Source organism: Enterobacter cloacae complex sp. 402C9, from assembly GCF_050030745.1.
Taxonomy (GTDB): domain Bacteria; phylum Pseudomonadota; class Gammaproteobacteria; order Enterobacterales; family Enterobacteriaceae; genus Enterobacter; species Enterobacter intestinihominis.
In genome coordinates this window covers 4409094-4425698 of sequence record NZ_JBLGUW010000001.1, presented here as the reverse complement: position 1 = coordinate 4425698, position 16605 = coordinate 4409094, and the positions used below count along the sequence as shown (strand labels likewise).

General features: G+C 59.1%; 18 protein-coding genes. 3 read left to right on the top strand and 15 right to left on the bottom strand.

All coding sequences use genetic code 11. The features are described from left to right. Window positions 1–32 precede the first annotated feature (32 nt). Both ACQG1K_RS21155 and ACQG1K_RS21150 read right to left on the bottom strand, forming a co-directional pair. Window positions 33–977, bottom strand: a complete 945-nt coding sequence (locus tag ACQG1K_RS21155; protein WP_367075796.1) for a hydroxyacid dehydrogenase — start codon at window positions 975–977, stop codon at window positions 33–35. Beyond that, entirely contained in the window at window positions 977–1669 is a 693-nt protein-coding gene (locus ACQG1K_RS21150; RefSeq protein WP_367075798.1) for an RraA family protein, read from the bottom strand. Before ACQG1K_RS21150 ends, ACQG1K_RS21155 begins: the two co-directional genes overlap by 1 nt. Before the next feature lie 169 nt (window positions 1670–1838). Between ACQG1K_RS21150 and ACQG1K_RS21145 the strand changes: the two genes are divergently transcribed. Continuing rightward, window positions 1839–2576, top strand: a complete 738-nt coding sequence (locus tag ACQG1K_RS21145) for an IclR family transcriptional regulator (RefSeq protein WP_032674096.1) — start codon at window positions 1839–1841, stop codon at window positions 2574–2576. A 36-nt stretch (window positions 2577–2612) separates the two neighbouring features. Here the strand turns inward: ACQG1K_RS21145 and ACQG1K_RS21140 are convergent, their stop codons facing one another. Beyond that, window positions 2613–3947, bottom strand: coding sequence for an MFS transporter (locus tag ACQG1K_RS21140; RefSeq protein WP_367075800.1), 1335 nt, complete (start codon window positions 3945–3947; stop codon window positions 2613–2615). Between the two features lie 328 nt (window positions 3948–4275). Between ACQG1K_RS21140 and ACQG1K_RS21135 the strand changes: the two genes are divergently transcribed. Continuing rightward, complete coding sequence (locus ACQG1K_RS21135; RefSeq protein ID WP_023298822.1) at window positions 4276–5301, top strand: TerC/Alx family metal homeostasis membrane protein; 1026 nt, start codon at window positions 4276–4278, stop codon at window positions 5299–5301. A gap of 83 nt (window positions 5302–5384) precedes the next feature. Here the strand turns inward: ACQG1K_RS21135 and ACQG1K_RS21130 are convergent, their stop codons facing one another. From ACQG1K_RS21130 to ACQG1K_RS21120, 3 genes are all read right to left on the bottom strand, one after another. Next, complete coding sequence (locus tag ACQG1K_RS21130) at window positions 5385–6047, bottom strand: HAD family hydrolase (protein WP_367075802.1); 663 nt, start codon at window positions 6045–6047, stop codon at window positions 5385–5387. A gap of 106 nt (window positions 6048–6153) precedes the next feature. Next, window positions 6154–6948, bottom strand: a complete 795-nt coding sequence (locus ACQG1K_RS21125) for an SDR family NAD(P)-dependent oxidoreductase (RefSeq protein WP_022649696.1) — start codon at window positions 6946–6948, stop codon at window positions 6154–6156. Between the two features lie 32 nt (window positions 6949–6980). Continuing rightward, window positions 6981–7862 carry a LysR family transcriptional regulator gene (locus tag ACQG1K_RS21120; protein ID WP_023298821.1) on the bottom strand — a complete coding sequence of 294 codons (882 nt, stop codon included), beginning with the start codon at window positions 7860–7862 and terminating at the stop codon, window positions 6981–6983. 99 nt (window positions 7863–7961) lie between these two features. On the opposite strand from ACQG1K_RS21120, the gene ACQG1K_RS21115 reads away from it, so the two are divergent. After that, window positions 7962–8468 (top strand): phenolic acid decarboxylase, encoded by a 507-nt coding sequence (locus ACQG1K_RS21115; protein ID WP_022649694.1) that lies wholly within the window; start codon window positions 7962–7964, stop codon window positions 8466–8468. A 59-nt stretch (window positions 8469–8527) separates the two neighbouring features. Here ACQG1K_RS21115 and acpT read toward each other — a convergent pair whose 3' ends face one another. From acpT to ACQG1K_RS21070, 9 genes are read right to left on the bottom strand one after another with little or no spacing between them, the layout of a single operon-like run. After that, window positions 8528–9121, bottom strand: a complete 594-nt coding sequence (gene acpT, locus ACQG1K_RS21110; RefSeq protein ID WP_367075806.1) for a 4'-phosphopantetheinyl transferase AcpT — start codon at window positions 9119–9121, stop codon at window positions 8528–8530. 2 nt (window positions 9122–9123) lie between these two features. Then, window positions 9124–10353 (bottom strand): beta-ketoacyl-ACP synthase, encoded by a 1230-nt coding sequence (locus ACQG1K_RS21105; protein ID WP_023298820.1) that lies wholly within the window; start codon window positions 10351–10353, stop codon window positions 9124–9126. Next, window positions 10350–11081: a 3-ketoacyl-ACP reductase FabG2 gene (locus ACQG1K_RS21100; protein WP_032626847.1), complete on the bottom strand. Its 732-nt coding sequence runs from the start codon at window positions 11079–11081 to the stop codon at window positions 10350–10352. The genes ACQG1K_RS21105 and ACQG1K_RS21100 overlap by 4 nt, the downstream gene beginning before the upstream one ends. Continuing rightward, the gene (locus ACQG1K_RS21095) at window positions 11075–11548 is read right to left on the bottom strand and encodes a 3-hydroxy-fatty acyl-ACP dehydratase (RefSeq protein ID WP_045622214.1); all 474 of its coding nucleotides are present in this window, start codon (window positions 11546–11548) and stop codon (window positions 11075–11077) included. Before ACQG1K_RS21095 ends, ACQG1K_RS21100 begins: the two co-directional genes overlap by 7 nt. Beyond that, window positions 11548–12714, bottom strand: a complete 1167-nt coding sequence (locus ACQG1K_RS21090; RefSeq protein WP_063201343.1) for a beta-ketoacyl-[acyl-carrier-protein] synthase family protein — start codon at window positions 12712–12714, stop codon at window positions 11548–11550. Before ACQG1K_RS21090 ends, ACQG1K_RS21095 begins: the two co-directional genes overlap by 1 nt. 1 nt (window position 12715) lies before the next feature. After that, window positions 12716–13294, bottom strand: coding sequence for a DUF3261 domain-containing protein (locus tag ACQG1K_RS21085; RefSeq protein WP_367075809.1), 579 nt, complete (start codon window positions 13292–13294; stop codon window positions 12716–12718). Continuing rightward, on the bottom strand, window positions 13291–15612 hold the full coding sequence (locus tag ACQG1K_RS21080; protein WP_367075811.1) for an MMPL family transporter: 2322 nt from the start codon (window positions 15610–15612) through the stop codon (window positions 13291–13293). The genes ACQG1K_RS21085 and ACQG1K_RS21080 overlap by 4 nt, the downstream gene beginning before the upstream one ends. Further along, window positions 15581–16186, bottom strand: a complete 606-nt coding sequence (locus ACQG1K_RS21075) for an outer membrane lipoprotein carrier protein LolA (protein WP_023307141.1) — start codon at window positions 16184–16186, stop codon at window positions 15581–15583. The genes ACQG1K_RS21080 and ACQG1K_RS21075 overlap by 32 nt, the downstream gene beginning before the upstream one ends. Next, window positions 16183–16605 carry an acyl-CoA thioesterase gene (locus tag ACQG1K_RS21070; protein WP_023298814.1) on the bottom strand — a complete coding sequence of 141 codons (423 nt, stop codon included), beginning with the start codon at window positions 16603–16605 and terminating at the stop codon, window positions 16183–16185. The genes ACQG1K_RS21075 and ACQG1K_RS21070 overlap by 4 nt, the downstream gene beginning before the upstream one ends.

The following is a 16605-nucleotide window of genomic DNA, read 5'->3' as shown; positions in this document are numbered from 1 at the left end:
GACAAGCGGGCGCGGTCATTCATCATTGCATTTTAGGGGCTGACGGCGACGTCAGTCAGGTGTACAACGTCCAGAATATTGCTGGCGGCCACGGTTCCCATCTTGATGTATGACGCTGCGCTGACGCCGCCAATATGCGGCGAAATGATGACGTTATCGACGGTCTGCCACAGGTTCGGGGCGGTCAGTGGCTCGCTGTTAAAGCTGTCGAGTGCTGCGCTGTGCAAGGTTCCATCCTTCAGCGCGTGTAACAGGGCTTCATCGTTAATTAACCCGCCGCGCGCTGTGTTCACCAGAATCGCGTTACGTTTACAGTGCGCGAGCGTGTCTGCGTTGATCATTCCTCTGTTGTCGTCAGTGAGCGGACAATGCAATGAGATAACATCGGCACGGGATAAAAGGTCGGGTAAGGTGTTTGCCCGTTCACAACCAGAAGGCATCGTTTTAGCGTAAGGATCATACGCCACAATCTGCATGCCGAATGCCTGCCCCACCAGCGCAACCCGCGAGCCAATCGCCCCCAGACCGATAAGCCCCAGCGTCATGCCTTCCAGCTCGATCGATTTGTGCGTGGCCTTATCCCAGTGCCCGTCGCGCAGGCGTTTATCAAGGGTGACCACCGATTTGGCACAGGCAAGAATCAATGCCCAGGTATGTTCTGCAACCGCTGCCGCATTGGCGCCGGGGGCGGAACGAACGGCGATATTACGCGCCGCTGCCGCTGGCTGGTCTATCACGTCAATGCCGCTTCCGTGTTTCGATATAACCTGTAATTCAGGGGCTGCATCCATGATCCTTGCGGTTATTTTGCCGTAACGCACCAGGATGGCCACAGGATTGTGCCGTTCGCACAGCGTAACCAGCTGATCTTCTGTGGGCTGGTGACCGGCATACACCACGTCAAAGTCTCGCAGCATGTTGACAGCCTGGTCCGCCAGGTCGCATCCCGTGACCAGTACAACGCGTTTGTCTTCCATTACAGCGTCTCCCCGTCAGATAACATGCCTGCCTTACGCAGCGCGTCGTTAAGCCAGTGTGGACGTAAATCGCCCTCACGAATAGCAGCAAGACGTCGGGTCTCTGTTTCGAGTTTCCCTTTGGCCATGGCGATAACGGTCTGCACTTCATCACGCGGGATCACCACCACGCCGTCGATATCCGCGACCACCAGATCCCCGGCTCGTACCGTTGCACCAGCGATAGAGATGGGGTGATTAACCCGGCCAGGAATTGATTTTGTCGGGCCACAGGGGTTAAGACCGGCGGCGAAGACGGGGTAGTGCCCTTTACTCAGGGTATCGGCATCACGTACCGCCCCGTCAATGATGATGCCCGCAATACCGCTTGCCTGGGCCTGCGTCGCCATAATCTCACCGAGCAGCGCACAGGTCAGGTCGCCTTTCCCGTCAACAACCAACACATCGCCAGGCTGTGCTACGGCCATTGCGGCATGGATGGCCAGATTATCTCCCGGGCGCACCTCCACGGTAACTGCCGGGCCCGCAACGGCCATGTGAGGCGCGAGCGGTTTGATACGACCATGGAGTGTACCGCGGCGACCGGCAACATCCGCCAGAATGGCGGCCTGATACTCGGCAGCCTGGTGAACCTGTTCAGCCGATACGCGTTCGACCTGACGATTAATCAATGATTTTTCAGAAACGGACATATATGCCTCCATATTGTTTTACTGTGTACAATGCAGGTGTACAATGCAAAACAACTATAGCGGTGTTACTTTCCCATTAGCCAGATCTGCGATGGCGTTTGTGATGTAAACACGAAGTGACTCACAAAAATTGAGGTACACTCACTGCCGAGCAGAAAAGGAGATGATGATGGGTAACGAAGGCGTTGTTGCGGTCGAAAAGGCGCTGGCTTTACTGGATTGCTTCCGTCCCGGCGATGAGAGCCTGACGCTGACCGCGCTGGCGCAGCTATCGGGTTATCACAAAACCACGGTTTACCGGTTAATGAATTCGCTTGAGCGAATGAACTATGTCGTCAGGCATGATGACGGCAATTATGCGCTTGGCCCACGTCTGCTTTACCTTGGCAAACTTTATGAACAATCTTTCCATCTTTCCCGGGTGGTGCAGCCTGAGCTTCAGGCGTTATCACAGGCCTCTCAGGAGAGCGCCAGCTGGTATGTGTTAGAAGGCGGGCAACGTCTGTGCCTGTTCCGGGCAGAAGCATCGCACGGGTTGCGTCACAGCAATCTGCCGGGTACTCAGTTTCCGCTGGACGATTCTGCCATCAGTAAAGTGCTTCGCCACTGGGGCCTTAATGACGCGCTGCCAGAGGGGGAGCCCGCTGTTCCGCTCTATACCGCAGGCGCCCGTGACCCGCATACTGCGGCGTTCGCAATGCCCGTCTTCGGCGTCAATGACAAGCTGATTGCGGCGCTGGCGTTGACCGGGCCCATCTCCAGACTGACTGAAGATCGCCGTGAACAGGGGATCAGCCAGCTAATGCATGCCACCGCCAGCCGCCTGTCACAGAAAATGGGGGCCAGTAAGCCTTTTTGCCAGCAGTTTTATGGGGAAACGCAGGATACTGCGGAAGAGAGTCTCTAAGCATAAAGCGGGACGTGCGTCCCGCTTTTGTTATGTCTAATGGGTGACCTGCTTTTCATGCAACTGAGCATTGCGGGCCTGGCGTCCCATCACCAATACCGCGATACCCCCCGTGACGCATAACGCCGCCAGAGGAAGCATGGCCAGCGTGTGGCTACCCGTCCGTTCGTTGATAATACCGTAAGCGTTGACCATCACCGCACCGCCGATAAGGTTAGCGATGGCGCCAATTGCAGCCAGCCCCGCAGCCGCCGACGTGCTGCTCATCCAGCCTGACGCCAGCGCCCAGAAAGGCCCCTTCATTGAATACGCCCCTATCAGCATGATGCTCAGGATAACAATGGTGGCGGAAAGAGAGACGCTGACAAAGGCGGCAAATACGCCTGCGGCAATAATGAAAAGGGTCAGAGCGGTATGCCAGCGGCGTTCGTTGGTTCGGTCCGAACTGCGTCCCCACACAATCATCAGTACGGATGCCAGACCGTAAGGAATGGCGTTGAACAGACCCGTCTCCAGATTATCCAGGCGGAACGATTTCAGCAGCTGCGGTGACCAGACGCTGATGGTGGTGCCCGCTGATGACGCGCCTGCGTAAATCAGCGCCAGCAGCCAGATTTGACGATGCCTGAGCAGCTGCCATGTCGTCTGGTGTCCGATATTTTTTTGCTGTTGACGCTCGGTTTCAAGCGTCGTTTCCAGCCATTTTTTCTGTTCCGCGTTAAGCCAGTTAGCCTGGTGCGGACGATCGCGAAGAACAAACCAGGCGGCAATACCCAGCAGGACGGCGGGTAAACCTTCAATGATAAACAGCAGATGCCAGCCGCGCAGACCCAGCCATCCATCCAGCGACAGAATCAACCCGGACAGCGGCGAGCCAATAAAATTGGCCAGCGGGATCGCGACCATAAAGGACGCGATAATTCGCGCACGGTAGCGGGAAGGGATCCACCAGGTCAGAAAGAGTACGACGCCGGGGAAGAAGCCCGCCTCCGCGGCACCCAGCAGAAAACGCACGATATAAAGCGACGTCGTGTTTTGTACCAGTGCCATACACATGGATACCACCCCCCAGCTGATCATAATGCGGGGGATCCACAGACGTGCGCCAACTTTCTGCATTGCCAGATTGCTTGGAACTTCAAACAGAAAATACGCCACGAAATAGAGGCTACTGGCGAAGCCAAACGCCGCTTTGCTGAGACCGAGATCCTCATTCATCTGTAGCGAAGCCATGCCGATATTGCCGCGATCGATAATGGAGACCAGATAACTGACTATCAGAAACGGGAGGATACGCCAGATCACCTTGCGCATAGTCTCTCTTTCTATGTCCTCAGTGGCGGCAGTGCCATTACGAATATGTTCTGTCATGTGTTCCTCGCAGGGTCTGTTCTTGGTTTTATCAGGTACAACTCTGTTTTATTAAACAAAACCACTATAGCGTCGGCGCCTTCTTTTTATCCAGTTAATGGAAGGTTTAAATGATGTAAATAAGACGTGACTCACAGTTAACGGGCTTTACCTCGTGAGCCTAAACGACAGATGCGCCACCCCCCGTTGTGAGGTAAAGTACACACCTTGCGCAGCCAAAGAGCTGCGGTTTTGTGGGGTATAGGCGAATAACACGTTCCCCCATTCTCACTTCTGGTTTACGCCAGCCTGCATGGTGTTGTGTTTTGTCTTCTTAAAAGGGTTGTCTATGTCTGCTGCTCATCTCGGTTTCCCGACGGAAACCGTTGTTGTCTTTGTGGTGATGGCCGTTGGGGCGATGTTTATCGACCTCTTCATGCACCGTCACGATAAACCGATCTCGCTGAAAAGCGCGGCCATGTGGTCCATCTTCTGGGTCATGATGGCGATGGCGTTTGCTGGCTTCTTATACGTGCACCACGGCGCGGAGATGGCCAGTCTGTTCCTCACCGGCTATGCACTGGAAGAGGTGCTCTCCGTCGACAACCTGTTTGTGATGATGGCGATCTTCGCCTGGTTCGGCGTGCCGGATAAGTATCGTCACCGCGTGCTCTACTGGGGCGTGCTGGGGGCGATTGTGTTCCGCGGTATTTTTGTTGCCATCGGCACCAGCCTGCTGAGCCTGGGGCCATACGTTGAGGTGATTTTTGCGCTGGTCGTCGGCTGGACGGCGGTGATGATGCTGAAACGCAATGAAGAGAGTGATGAAGTCGAGGATTACTCCAACCATCTGGCGTACCGCCTGGTAAAACGCTTCTATCCGGTCTGGCCAAAAATCAGCAGCCACGCGTTTATCCTGACCCAAAAAGAGGTGGACGCCGAGCTGGAGAAGCCTGAAAACAAGGATGTGATGGTAGGTCGCGTGAAGAAGGCGAAGCGCTACGCGACGCCGCTGCTGCTCTGCGTGGCGGTGGTAGAGCTGTCCGACGTGATGTTCGCCTTCGACTCCGTTCCCGCGATCATTGCCGTCAGCCGCGAGCCGCTGATTATCTACAGCGCCATGATGTTCGCAATCCTAGGCCTGCGTACCCTCTACTTCGTGCTGGAAGCGCTGAAGCAGTATCTGGTGCATCTTGAGAAAGCGGTAGTGTTACTGCTGTTCTTCGTGGCGTTCAAGCTGGGGCTGAATGCGACCGATCACTTCTGGCATCACGGTTATAACATCGGTGCCACGGCAAGCCTGTTTGTGGTGCTGGGGGTTCTGGCGCTGGGGATTATTGCGAGCGTGATGTTCCCGGGGAAACGTGAGGCCTGATGTATCGCCCGGTGGCGCTTCGCTTACCGGGCCTACGACTGGGATGTAGGCCGGGTAAGGCGCAACCGCCACCCGGCAAAAGGCTACTTTATTATCGGTGAGTTTCGGCGCTTGCGCGGATGATGGAAATGGCGCCAGTGCGGATCCTGCGCCGCCGCCAGCAGCTCGTGGTCGCCACGTGTGTCGCCCCAGGCGCGCAGGTGATATGCGTTCAGATCGCCATACACCTTTTCCAGCCTCGCCACTTTCTGCGCGCAGCGGCAGTTGTTGCCGGTGATCCGCCCGGTCAGCTTGCCGTCTTTCACTTCCAGCTGCGTGCCAATCAGCTTAATGCCGAGCTTATCGGCCCACGGCTGCAATACCAGCGCCGGGGAGGCGGAGCAAATCGTCACTTCCGCACCGGAATTAACTTCGTTGGCGACAGCCATGACCCCTTCCGGGCGCATCAGCTTGTTCCAGTATTTTTCACAGAAGGCCTCTGCCTGCTGACGTAACCAGTGCTCATCCACCCCCGTCAGGAAGGTTTTGATCAACACCTCTTTCAGCTCATCACGCGTCAGCTTGCGACGCACGCAGTGCAGCGTGGGCAGGGCCATGCGCACCAGGCGACCCGCAAAGTAGCGCTTGCCAAAGGCAAAGCGCAGGAACGGAATAAAACTGTCGTGGTGCGTCAACGTACCATCAAAGTCAAAGACAGAGAGCACGCTGGACTTCGCCACGGCTTCGTCGGCAATCATATGGGTCATAAATACGTCTTAGCTGAAATACACATTCTGTTCACTAGTTTACCTGCTTTACCTTCACAGTCCTTCTATCCGATCTCATTTTTTCTCGAACCTGTGGGCTGACGGGTCAAACTATGTCATCCACCACGCCACCGTCAACGCGCAGCGCCGCGCCGGAAGTCGCGGAGGCCTGCATAGAACAGACATACACCACCATATTCGCCACTTCTTCTACCGTTGCGGCGCGCTGAATAACCGAGCTGGGGCGATTCTCCATCACGAACGCTTTCGCCAGCTGCTCCAGCGATTTGCCGGTTCTCTCCATCTCGTCTTTCATCATCGCGGCAAAACCGTCCGACATTGTCGGGCCCGGCAGCACGCTGTTCACCGTGACGCCGCTGCCTGCCACGAACTTCGCCAGACCGCGCGCCAGCGAAAGCTGGGCGGTTTTTGTCACGCCATAGTGGATCATATCCGCAGGAATATTGCAGGCCGATTCTGACGAGATAAACACTACCCGACCCCAGCCTTTTTGTACCATACCGGGCAGCAGGGCACGGGAGAGGCGCACGCCGGACATCACGTTGGTTTGCCAGTAGCGTTCCCAGGTCTCGTCGTCGGTGGAATAAAAATCCTGCTGGCCATAGATCCCGGCGTTATTCACCAGAATATCGACGTGCGTGGCGACCCTGAGCAGTTCGTCAACGCCCTCCTGCGAGCTCAGGTCGGCGATGGCGGCACGGACCTGTACGCCTGGCACCACCTGCTGGAGCGCCTGAATGCCTTTGTTCACCGAGTCGACGCTGCGCCCGTTGACGATCACTTCCGCACCGCTCTCCGCCAGTCCGCGGGCGATGGCAAACCCAATACCGCCGGTGGACGCGGTCACCAGCGCTACTTTCCCCGTTAAATCGATTTTCATCGTTCACTCCTTGTCGTTTTATGGTTCAAAACTTAAAGCGTAGCAGTTGACGATGACGGCTCCTGTTTAAAAAGGCGCAACAGCGTCTCAACCTGCTCGTCCAGCGGGCTGAGGGAGCGTTTAACAATGAGGTGCAGCGGCGTGGCGCGTCGAACGCCGTGGCTGAGGGGTAGGATTTTGAGGATGCCCTGCTGGAGCGGGGTCTGAATGCGTTCTTCCGGTAACCAGCCATATCCAACCTGATACATCACTGCTTCGATCGCGGCATCGATGGTGGAGAATGTCCACGACTCCCCGGTGGGGCGAACGGTGGGCTGGCTGTCTGCGATCTGAATGCGCGGCCACGGTCGAAGCATCTCGTCGTTAAGCGGTGTATCCAGCGCAAACAGCGGGTGCGCGTGATGCGCGACGGCAACAAAATCGATATTCATCAGCCATTCGCCCAGGCCGGTAATGTCCTGGCGGCGGGTTAAGACCATCACGTCGGCCTCATCATTGAGCGCATCTGCGCGGCTGTTTTCCAGCACCTCGGTAAGCCGCACCTGCGTTTGCGGGTACAGCTGCTGAAACTGGCGCAAAATCGCGAACAGCCGGCTGCGCGGAAAAATACTGTCTACCATCAGGTCGATACGGGTTCGCATCCCGCTGCGCAGGGTCGCAGCGCGCGTTTCAACATAGGCGAAGGCTTTCAGCAGCGGTTTAACCTGGTTCAGCAACAGCTCACCCGCCGGGGTCAGCACGGCACGGCGTCCCTCTGTCATCAGGAGCGCTACGCCCAGCCGCTCCTGCAAAAGCGACAGGTTATAGCTGACCGAGGACTGGCTGCGATGGGTCTCTTCCGCCGCCTTAGCGAAGCTGCCAGCCTCGATGACTCTTTCCAGCAAGGCCCACTGTTCGAGCGTCGTCTTGTGCATGATTAATCTAAATTTTGGATGAATTTGATTCAAACATAGCGTTATTCATTCATTTTTTGAAGGGGTACGATCGTCTCATCAAAACAAAGGAGACATCTTATGAGCACCTTCGATAAACATGATTTAAGCGGCTTCGTCGGCAAACATCTGGTATATACCTACGACAATGGCTGGAACTACGAAATTTACGTTAAAAACGAGAACACGCTCGACTACCGTATTCACAGCGGTCTGGTGGGCAATCGTTGGGTGAAAGATCAGCAGGCCTACATTGTCCGCGTCGGGGAAAGCATCTATAAAATTTCCTGGACGGAGCCAACCGGTACCGACGTGAGCCTGATTGTGAACCTGGGCGACCGCCTGTTCCACGGCACCATCTTCTTCCCACGCTGGGTCATGAATAATCCGGAAAAAACCGTCTGCTTCCAGAACGATCACATTCCGCTGATGAACAGCTACCGTGATGCCGGGCCAGCGTATCCAACCGAAGTGATTGATGAATTTGCGACGATTACTTTTGTACGCGACTGCGGTGCGAATGACGATAGCGTTATTGCGTGTGCTGCCAGCGAGTTGCCAAAAAACTTTCCTGATAATTTAAAATAAGCTTAGCAACGCGTTAAATGCACAACGGCCATTTCGGTTTTAACCCGAATGGCCGTTTTTTATGCTGCAGAAATACCGGAGTAAGTCACCGATTCCGCCGTTAAGTTGAAAGGCGTAGGAGTACAGACCGCCAGGCTCAGCGAGCCGAAGCGAAGCTGGCTGACCGGGAGCGACTGGGCGGTGCTGTCAATGCTGACAATCTGCCACGCGCTGCCGCCACGCTGTTTGACGATCGCCTCTTTGCGCGTCCAGATGCGCCAGAATGCGGAAAGCTGCTCTTCCGGTGCTTCACGCTCCAGCTCGTCATGCTCGGTGAGGCTGAAAACGGCATTCGCCAGCGCCTGCCAGTTCTCCCGCGGGCGGATCACTTCGATATCGCAGCCAACCTCGCCTTCATCGCTTATCAGCATGGCAATATCGTCCCCGCTGTGGCTCAGGTTAAACCACAGCGGATGGCCGTTAGCGAAGGCCGGTTTTCCCTGCTCGCCGTAGATTATCTCGGGAAGCGGTGAGGGGGATAAAGTTCTGGCGAGCAGCGTCCGGCCTGCAAGCCAGGAAGCGTATCGCGCACCCTGAGGTGCCATGTCTGCGAGCGTTGACGCCAGCGGGTCCGCGCTAAGGGTGGAGATCTTCCCCAGTACAAACTGGTACATAGTTACGCCCAGCGTTTAATGATTATCGAGGTATTAATGCCGCCAAAGGCAAAGTTATTGCTCTGAATAAATTCGCAATCAATCGGGCGGGTTTCCCCCATAATATAATCTAAAGCGCCGCATTGCTCATCCGGTTGTCTTAAATTGAGCGTCGGCGTGAACCAGCCCTCCCGCATCATATGCAGACTCAGCAAGGCTTCCAGCGCGCCGCAGGCACCCAGGGTATGGCCGAAATAGCTCTTTAAGGATGAGATGGGCACGCTGTCGCCGAAAATAGCGGCGGTCGCCTGACTCTCGGCGATATCCCCGCGATCGGTTGCCGTGCCGTGGGCAGAAATGTAGCCAATGTCCTGAGGGCTAAGGCCCGCCATCGCCAGCGACTGCTCCATACACACCTGCATGGTTTCACGCTGGGGCTGGGTGATGTGCGCCGCATCGCAGTTGGTGGCAAAGCCCACGATCTCACCATAGATTGTCGCCCCGCGTGCTCTGGCGTGATCCAGCGCTTCCAGCACCAGCGTGCCCGCCCCTTCGCCAATCACCAGGCCATCGCGCTGAACGTCAAACGGCGACGGCGTGGTTTTGGGCGCGTCGTTACGCTGGCTGGTGGCAAACAGGGTATCGAAAACCGCCGCTTCCGACGGGCACAGCTCTTCCGCGCCGCCTGCCACCATCACGGTCTGGTAGCCGTGACGAATCGCTTCCCAGGCGTAGCCAATCGCCTGGCTGCCAGAGGTACAGGCGCTTGAGGTGGGGATCACCCGTCCGCGCAGGCCAAAGAACAGTCCGGTATTCACCGCCGTGGTGTGCGGCATCATCTGCACGTAGGTGGTGCCGGTGATGTTGTGGGTGTGCTTTTCGGTGAGCATGGAGGCAAACTCGCTGACCGGTCCGGTGCTGCCCGTCGACGAGCCGTAGGCGATGCCGGTCTGACCGTTGGTCAGCACCGCGTCGTCGATCAGGCCCGCCTGCTCCAGCGCCAGCTCGGTAGCGCGGGTTGAGAGCAGCGACACGCGGCCCATGGCGCGAATGCGCTTACGGGTATAGTGAGCGGGCAGAGTGAAATCTTCAATCGGCGCGGCGAGCAGGGTTTGCAGGCCGTCATACGCCTGCCACTCCGTCATGGTACGTACCGCATTTTCATACTCGCGCAGACGGCGCGAGATGGTCGGCCAGTCCTCGCCGAATGCGGTGATGCCGCCCATGCCCGTAATCACTACCCGGCGGGTCATAGCATGCCTCCGTTGATCGATATCACCTGTCGCGTCACATAGCCTGCTTTATCCGACATCAGGTAGCTCGCCAGCCCGGCCACTTCCTCGGCCTGGCCCATACGCTGCATCGGGATCATCGACATCGCCGCGTTCAGCGCGGCTTCATCCATCTCGATCATACCGGTATCAATCAGCCCCGGCGCGATGCAGTTGACGGTGATTTTGCGTTTTGCCAGCTCGGTGGCGAGCGCTTTGGTGGCGCCGATGATCCCGGCTTTCGCCGCGCTGTAGTTCACCTGCCCACGGTTGCCCATAATGCCTGACACCGACGACAGGGTGATGATCCGCCCGCCCTTGCGGGTGCCGATCATCGGCATAATGCAGGGATGAATGACGTTATAAAAACTGTCGAGATTGGTGTGGATCACGCTGTCCCAGTCATCGTCGCTGAGCGCCGGAAATGCGCCGTCGCGGGTAATACCGGCGTTACTGACCACGCCATACCACGCGCCGTGGTCAGCGATCGCCTGTTCCAGCACCGTACGGCACTGCTCGCGGTTGCCCACGTCAAAGGTGAGTAAACGGCCCGCGCCGCCTGCCTGGACAATCGCTTCCAGCGTCTCCTGCGCGCCCGCTTCATCACGATGGTAATGCACGCCGACGGTGAAACCGTCCGCCGCAAGCTGAAGGGCGATAGCGCGGCCAATGCCTTTGCTGGCGCCGGTGACCAGTACGGATCTCATGATGGTGTTCCCTGGTTAAAAAGTGTGGTTAATTCTTCCTCGCTCGGCTGGAAGGTGTTTACGCGGCCCGTGGCGAGGGAAATATTATCCGCATGAATGGTGCACTCGAAGCTGCCAAAGCGCTCATCCTGCATCAGACGTTCGATGGTGATGGTCAGCGTGCAGCCTGCGGCAAAATGCCCTGCGTCGCACACCAGCTCGCGCGCGCCCAGCACCATACCCAGCGCACAGTGCGGCAGCCCTTTTTGCATCCGGTGCCATTCAGACCAGACGCCCACGGTCTGAGCCATCAGCTCCAGCGCAAACCAGCCGGGCAGGTTGCCGCCTGCGTCCAGAAACGGCGCTAAAACGCCCCGTTCGTTCACCGTCACGTTGCAAATGGCGCGGTCATCGGTGACGCTTTCCACGCTCTCAAGCAGCAGCATCGGCGTGTCGTGAGGAAGATAATCCCCGGGTGGTAAGTAGCGCATCATACTCTCCCCAGCAGAAGGCTGGCGTTGTTGCCGCCAAACGCGAAGGAGTTTGACAGGATCACCGCTTTTTTCAGCGGTGCGCTCTGGTGCAGTAGGCCGAAGGCAGGCAGGGTGTCGTCCGGCGCGTAGCGGGAAAAATCCTGCGGCGGCAGCGGCAGGTCTCGGGTCAGGATCAGCCAGCTCAGGGCGGCCTCGGTGATCCCCGCGGCGCCCAGCGTGTGGCCGGTAAGATGTTTCGTGGAGCTGCACGGCACGCGGTCGCCAAAGAGATCGTGGATCACCTGCGCCTCAATGCGATCGTTCAGCGGCGTGGCGGTGCCGTGCAGGTTGATATAACCGACGTCCGCCGCCGTCATGCCCGCCTCGTTCAGCGCCTGGGTGATGGCGCGGATCGCCCCTTCGCCCTGCGGATGTGGGGCGGAAATATGGTACGCATCGCTGGATTCCCCCGCGCCCAGGAGCGCAATCTCGCCCGGCTCGCGGGTCAGTACCATCAATGCTGCCGCTTCGCCAATGGTGATCCCCCGACGGTTGCGGCCAAACGGTTCGCACAGGGTCGGGGAGAAGGATTCCAGGCTGTTGAAGCCGTTGACCGGCATGCGGCTCAGGCTGTCGGCTCCGCCGACGATGGCGACGTCCACCAGACCGGCGTCGATCAGGCGACGGCCGCTGATGATCGCCCGTGCGCTGGAGGAGCAGGCGGTCGAGATGGTATACGCCGGGCCGTCCAGCGCAAGCCAACTGGCGAGAAAGCGCGACGGATCGCCCAGCTCCTGCTGCGGATATTGCCACTGCGGACTGCGCTCGCCGTTCTGCGCGCGGCGCACGTACTCATCACCCTCGTCCAGTCCGGAGGTGCTGGTGCCCAGCACCACCGCCACGCGGTCGCGCCCCACGCGCGCAATGGCCGCATCGACGGCGGGCCGGATTTGCGCCAGCGCCGCCAGCAGCAGCTGGTTGTTGCGACTTCGATGCGCAGAAAAAGACCCGGGAACAGGGGGAAGATCACCCTCCACCCCGCCCAGCACGGCCTCGGGTAAGCCCTGTAGCCAGCCCGCACGCTGGCGCATCCCGGGGGCCACGCCAGCGTTCAGGTTTGCCGCTATTTCATCAGCCGAGTTGCCGAGCGCGTTGACCATGCCAACGGCAGAAAGGTAAATCATCTCAGTCACCCAGATATTGAATGGTGATGTGGTAGTGAAAAGCGTGCTGCACAATGCTAATCGGTTCGCGCCTGCCGTTACGGTTCAGGTAGGCAATTTCCGTGACCAGCTTGCCATCGGGGTTGCGCAGTTCGCGTCTGGTGTCAGTATCGTTCAGCGTCCAGCCTTTCGGCAACTGCGGCTGCCAGGCGCTGAGGGGCCAGTGGCTGAGCATCACGTCGGCCAGCACCTGGCTGGCGGGCGGCAACTGCGGCATCACAACCGACTGCTCAGTGTGGATCCCGGTGTCGTCGTAGGTGGCGAGGAACAGGCGGATCCCGACGGAGGAGAGGCCGGCAAGCGTCACTTTATTTCCATCGGCGTTCAGCATCACCAGCAGCGACTGGGTCTGGCCTTTAAAACTGCCGGTAAGCAACTGCTGCGCGCGGATGGCAGGCGTGATGCCCGGCGGTGGCAGCGTGACGCGGGTGCCGGGCTGGAGCCAGGCCTGAGGGCGCGCGTCATCGCGGTTCGTCGTATGGCTACACCCCGCCAGCAACAGGGTCATCATCACTGCCGCCAGGCGAATGAAACGGGTCATGGTAAGTTCTCTTTGTTAGTCGGCATCGCCAGCGGGGCGAGCAGGAACGCGGTGAAGATACCGCTCACCAGCACAATGCCAAAGCTGCTGATGGCCTGAGTGGTGCTGAACACCAGCATCCCCAGCGTCAGCAGGGTGGTCATCATGGCGAGGGTAATCGCCAGCATGGAGGTCAGCGGCGTGCCGCGCGGGTTGCTGAAAAACAGCGTGTAGTTGATGCCAATGCCGAGGACCAGCACCAGCGCCAGCAGGGAAAACAGGTTCACCGGATGGCCCGTCACGGCCAGCGCCGCCAGCCCGCCGCCCAGCGACAGCACGGACGGCACCAGCGCCACCAGCCCTTTTCGCCAGCCGAGGCGCACCACCGCGCCGCAGGCAATCACCGCCAGCGCCACGCCCAGCAGCCCCGTCAGCAGCGCGCGGTAGAGTGCAAACAGGCTGTCGAAGCTGGCCTTACGGTCAACCCAGACGACCCCGGGATGGCGGGCGGCCAGCTCACCGAGCGCAGCGCTGTTTCTGACGCCATCGACCGGGACCAGCACACCGCTTTTGCCGTCCGGCAGCGTCAGCCACAGCAAACGCCAGCCCTCGCTGGCCGGACTGGCGAGCCACGCCTCCACGCTGACAGGCATGGCGTTCAGATTCGGGGCGACGGCATTCAGCCCCGTGCTTTGCAGCATTTTCGTCACCGTCGGCGCGGCGTTACGCAGAAGTTGCAGATCGCTGTTCTGCCGCGCCAGCGAGTTCAGCGGCAGGGTGCGCCAGCGGGTTAATTCTCCGGCTTTTTGCGCCTGCGCCAGCGCCGGGGTAAACGCCTCCAGCCGCTCCAGCGTTTCCTGAGCCGACGCGCCATACACTACGAACCACTTCTGATCGACATTTTGCCCGGTCAGGGCGGTGATAGTTTTTTCCTGCGCCAGAATATCCTGCGGCAGCGCCTGAAGCCGGGCGATATCGTCATCCACCCGCAGGCTGGCGATCCCGATGGCGGAGAGCAGCGCCAGTGCTACCGGCAGCCCGACGGAGAGGGCTTTGCTGTCGCGCCAGGCGTTCAGCCAGCGCTGCATCATCCCTCTCAGGGGGATCGGGCGAACCGGCATGCCACGGCACAACCACGGGTGCCAGAAAATTACCGTCAGGCACGAGGCGCTCAGCCCTGCGGCGGCGAACACCGCCATCTGACGAATGCCGGGGAAGGGGGCCAGCATCATGAAGAGATACGCCACGACGGTAGTCAGCAGCGCCAGCAGCAGCGCGTTACGCACTTTTGCCAGGCTTTGCCAGGGCGAGTGTTCCGCGCCGTGCACCATCCGCTCCGTGAGGTAGTAAATCGTATAGTCCGCCGAGATGCCGATGATGCTCATGCTCATCACCAGCGTCATCAGGTGCAGCTCACCGAACAGCAGGAGCGTCACGACCGTCCCCGCCAGCGCGCCGATGGCAATGGAGAGCAGGCTCAGCAGCAGCGGACGCACGGAGCGAAACACCGACACAATCAGCAGGATCACCCCGAGCACCGTGGCGACGCCGAGCGTGGAAATATCGTTTTTAGCCTGCTGGCTGGCGTAATCGCTGTAGAACACCGTCCCGCGCGAGAGCAGCTGCGCCTGTGGATACTGGCTTTTCAGCGTCTGCTGCATCGCGTTGAGGGTGGTCACCAGCTGGTGGGTTTGCTGCATGTCAAACGAAGAGCCTGCCAGCTCGCCGTGCAGCAGATACCAGTAGTTCCCGGCCGCATCTTTTGTCACCAGCCAGCCGTCCATCAGCTGCATCTTCTGGCTGTTCTTCGCCAGCGCGAGCTGCGCGCCGCGCATCAGCATCAGCGGATCGTTTTGCAGCTCCTTGCCGCTCACGCCGGAAAAGGCGGAGTAGAGTTGGGACAGGATCCACTGAGCCTGCGCTTCACCGCCGTTTTGCAGGCGGGCGCGGGTGGCCGGATCGACCAGGCCATTGCGGTGCTGCCAGAAGAAATCTCCCCAGGCCTGTTGCCCGGCGGCATCCAGCGGACCTTTTACGACACTCAGCGCCTGGCTGCGTTGCAGCAGGGTTAACCACTGCTGCGCCACGCGCGGGTCCGGCTGTTTACCAGGGCTGACCAGCCAGATGAGCTGGCGGTCGAGGCGCTGCATAAATCCGTCGTTGAGGGCGGGAGGGATCGCGCCGAGCGTCTGTTTCGGCAGCATGGCGAGCACGCTGCTGTTCAGCCGCGCGCCAGGCAGCAGCGACAGCAGCACACCCAGCAGGATCAGGCATACCGCGGCCCACAGCAGCGCCGGGCGCAGGGCGTTACGGTGCGGCAAAGCGCTGGCGTTCTGCATCGGTCAGGCGGGCGGGCGTCAGTTGGTGGCGGGAGAGGGCGATATCCGTCGTGTCGCCCTGCTTATCGTTCAGGCGAATGGATTCCAGATAGATCGCGCCCTTCAAATCAAGGGTGGCGAAAATCTTGTCCAGCGGCGTGGTAACGGGCGTCAGCACCAGCGACCAGCGGCCTTCGCCCAGGTCTTTGAAATCGATGCGGAAGTTCTCTTCCAGCACCTTGCGGTCGGCCTGGAACAGCGCCCGCAGCAGATGGTTGAACTGGAACATCTGCGGGTTAGTGTCGGCGGTAATGGTCTGCGGCGGCTGACCGTTGACGATTTGCACCATCCGTTTGTCATCCAGCAGCAGCGTCATCGGGAACGGCGCTTTTTGATCCCACAGCAGGCCATTGTCACGGGCGATCAGCATCTCCCCCTGCGAGCGCAGGGGCTGAGGCATGTCCTTGATCGTGCGGGTCTGTTCGAAGTGTGCGCGCACCACCGGTTGCTCCGCAAACCGCTGTTGCAGTTCATCCAGCGTGACCGCGTTAACCAGCGGGCTTACCAGCAGCGCGAGTAGCGTTATCCACTTCATGGCGCGATCCCCATGCGTTCGAACAGAATGGCCGGGCTGACAAAGCACATCTCCCGGCTTGCTTCTTCCACCGCCACCTGAATGGTGTAGCCGGTGGTGGTGCGTTTCCCGGTTTGCGCGTCGAAGATTTGATAGGCGATGCGCAGACGGTTTTCAACCTCTTCAATGCGGGCGCGGACGCGAATGCGCTGCTCGAAGGTCACCGCGTCGCGGTATTTCACCCGGGTATCCACCACCGGCCAGACGTAGCCGGACGCTTTCATCTGGCGATAGCCGTAATCAAACTGGTTGAGCAGCGCTTCGCGGGCAATCTCAAAATAGCGGAAATAGTTGCCGTGCCACACCACGCCCATCATATCGACGTCGTGGAACGGAACGGTGATTTCAACTTCAGCCGTAAAGCGGGGATCGGTCAGCAC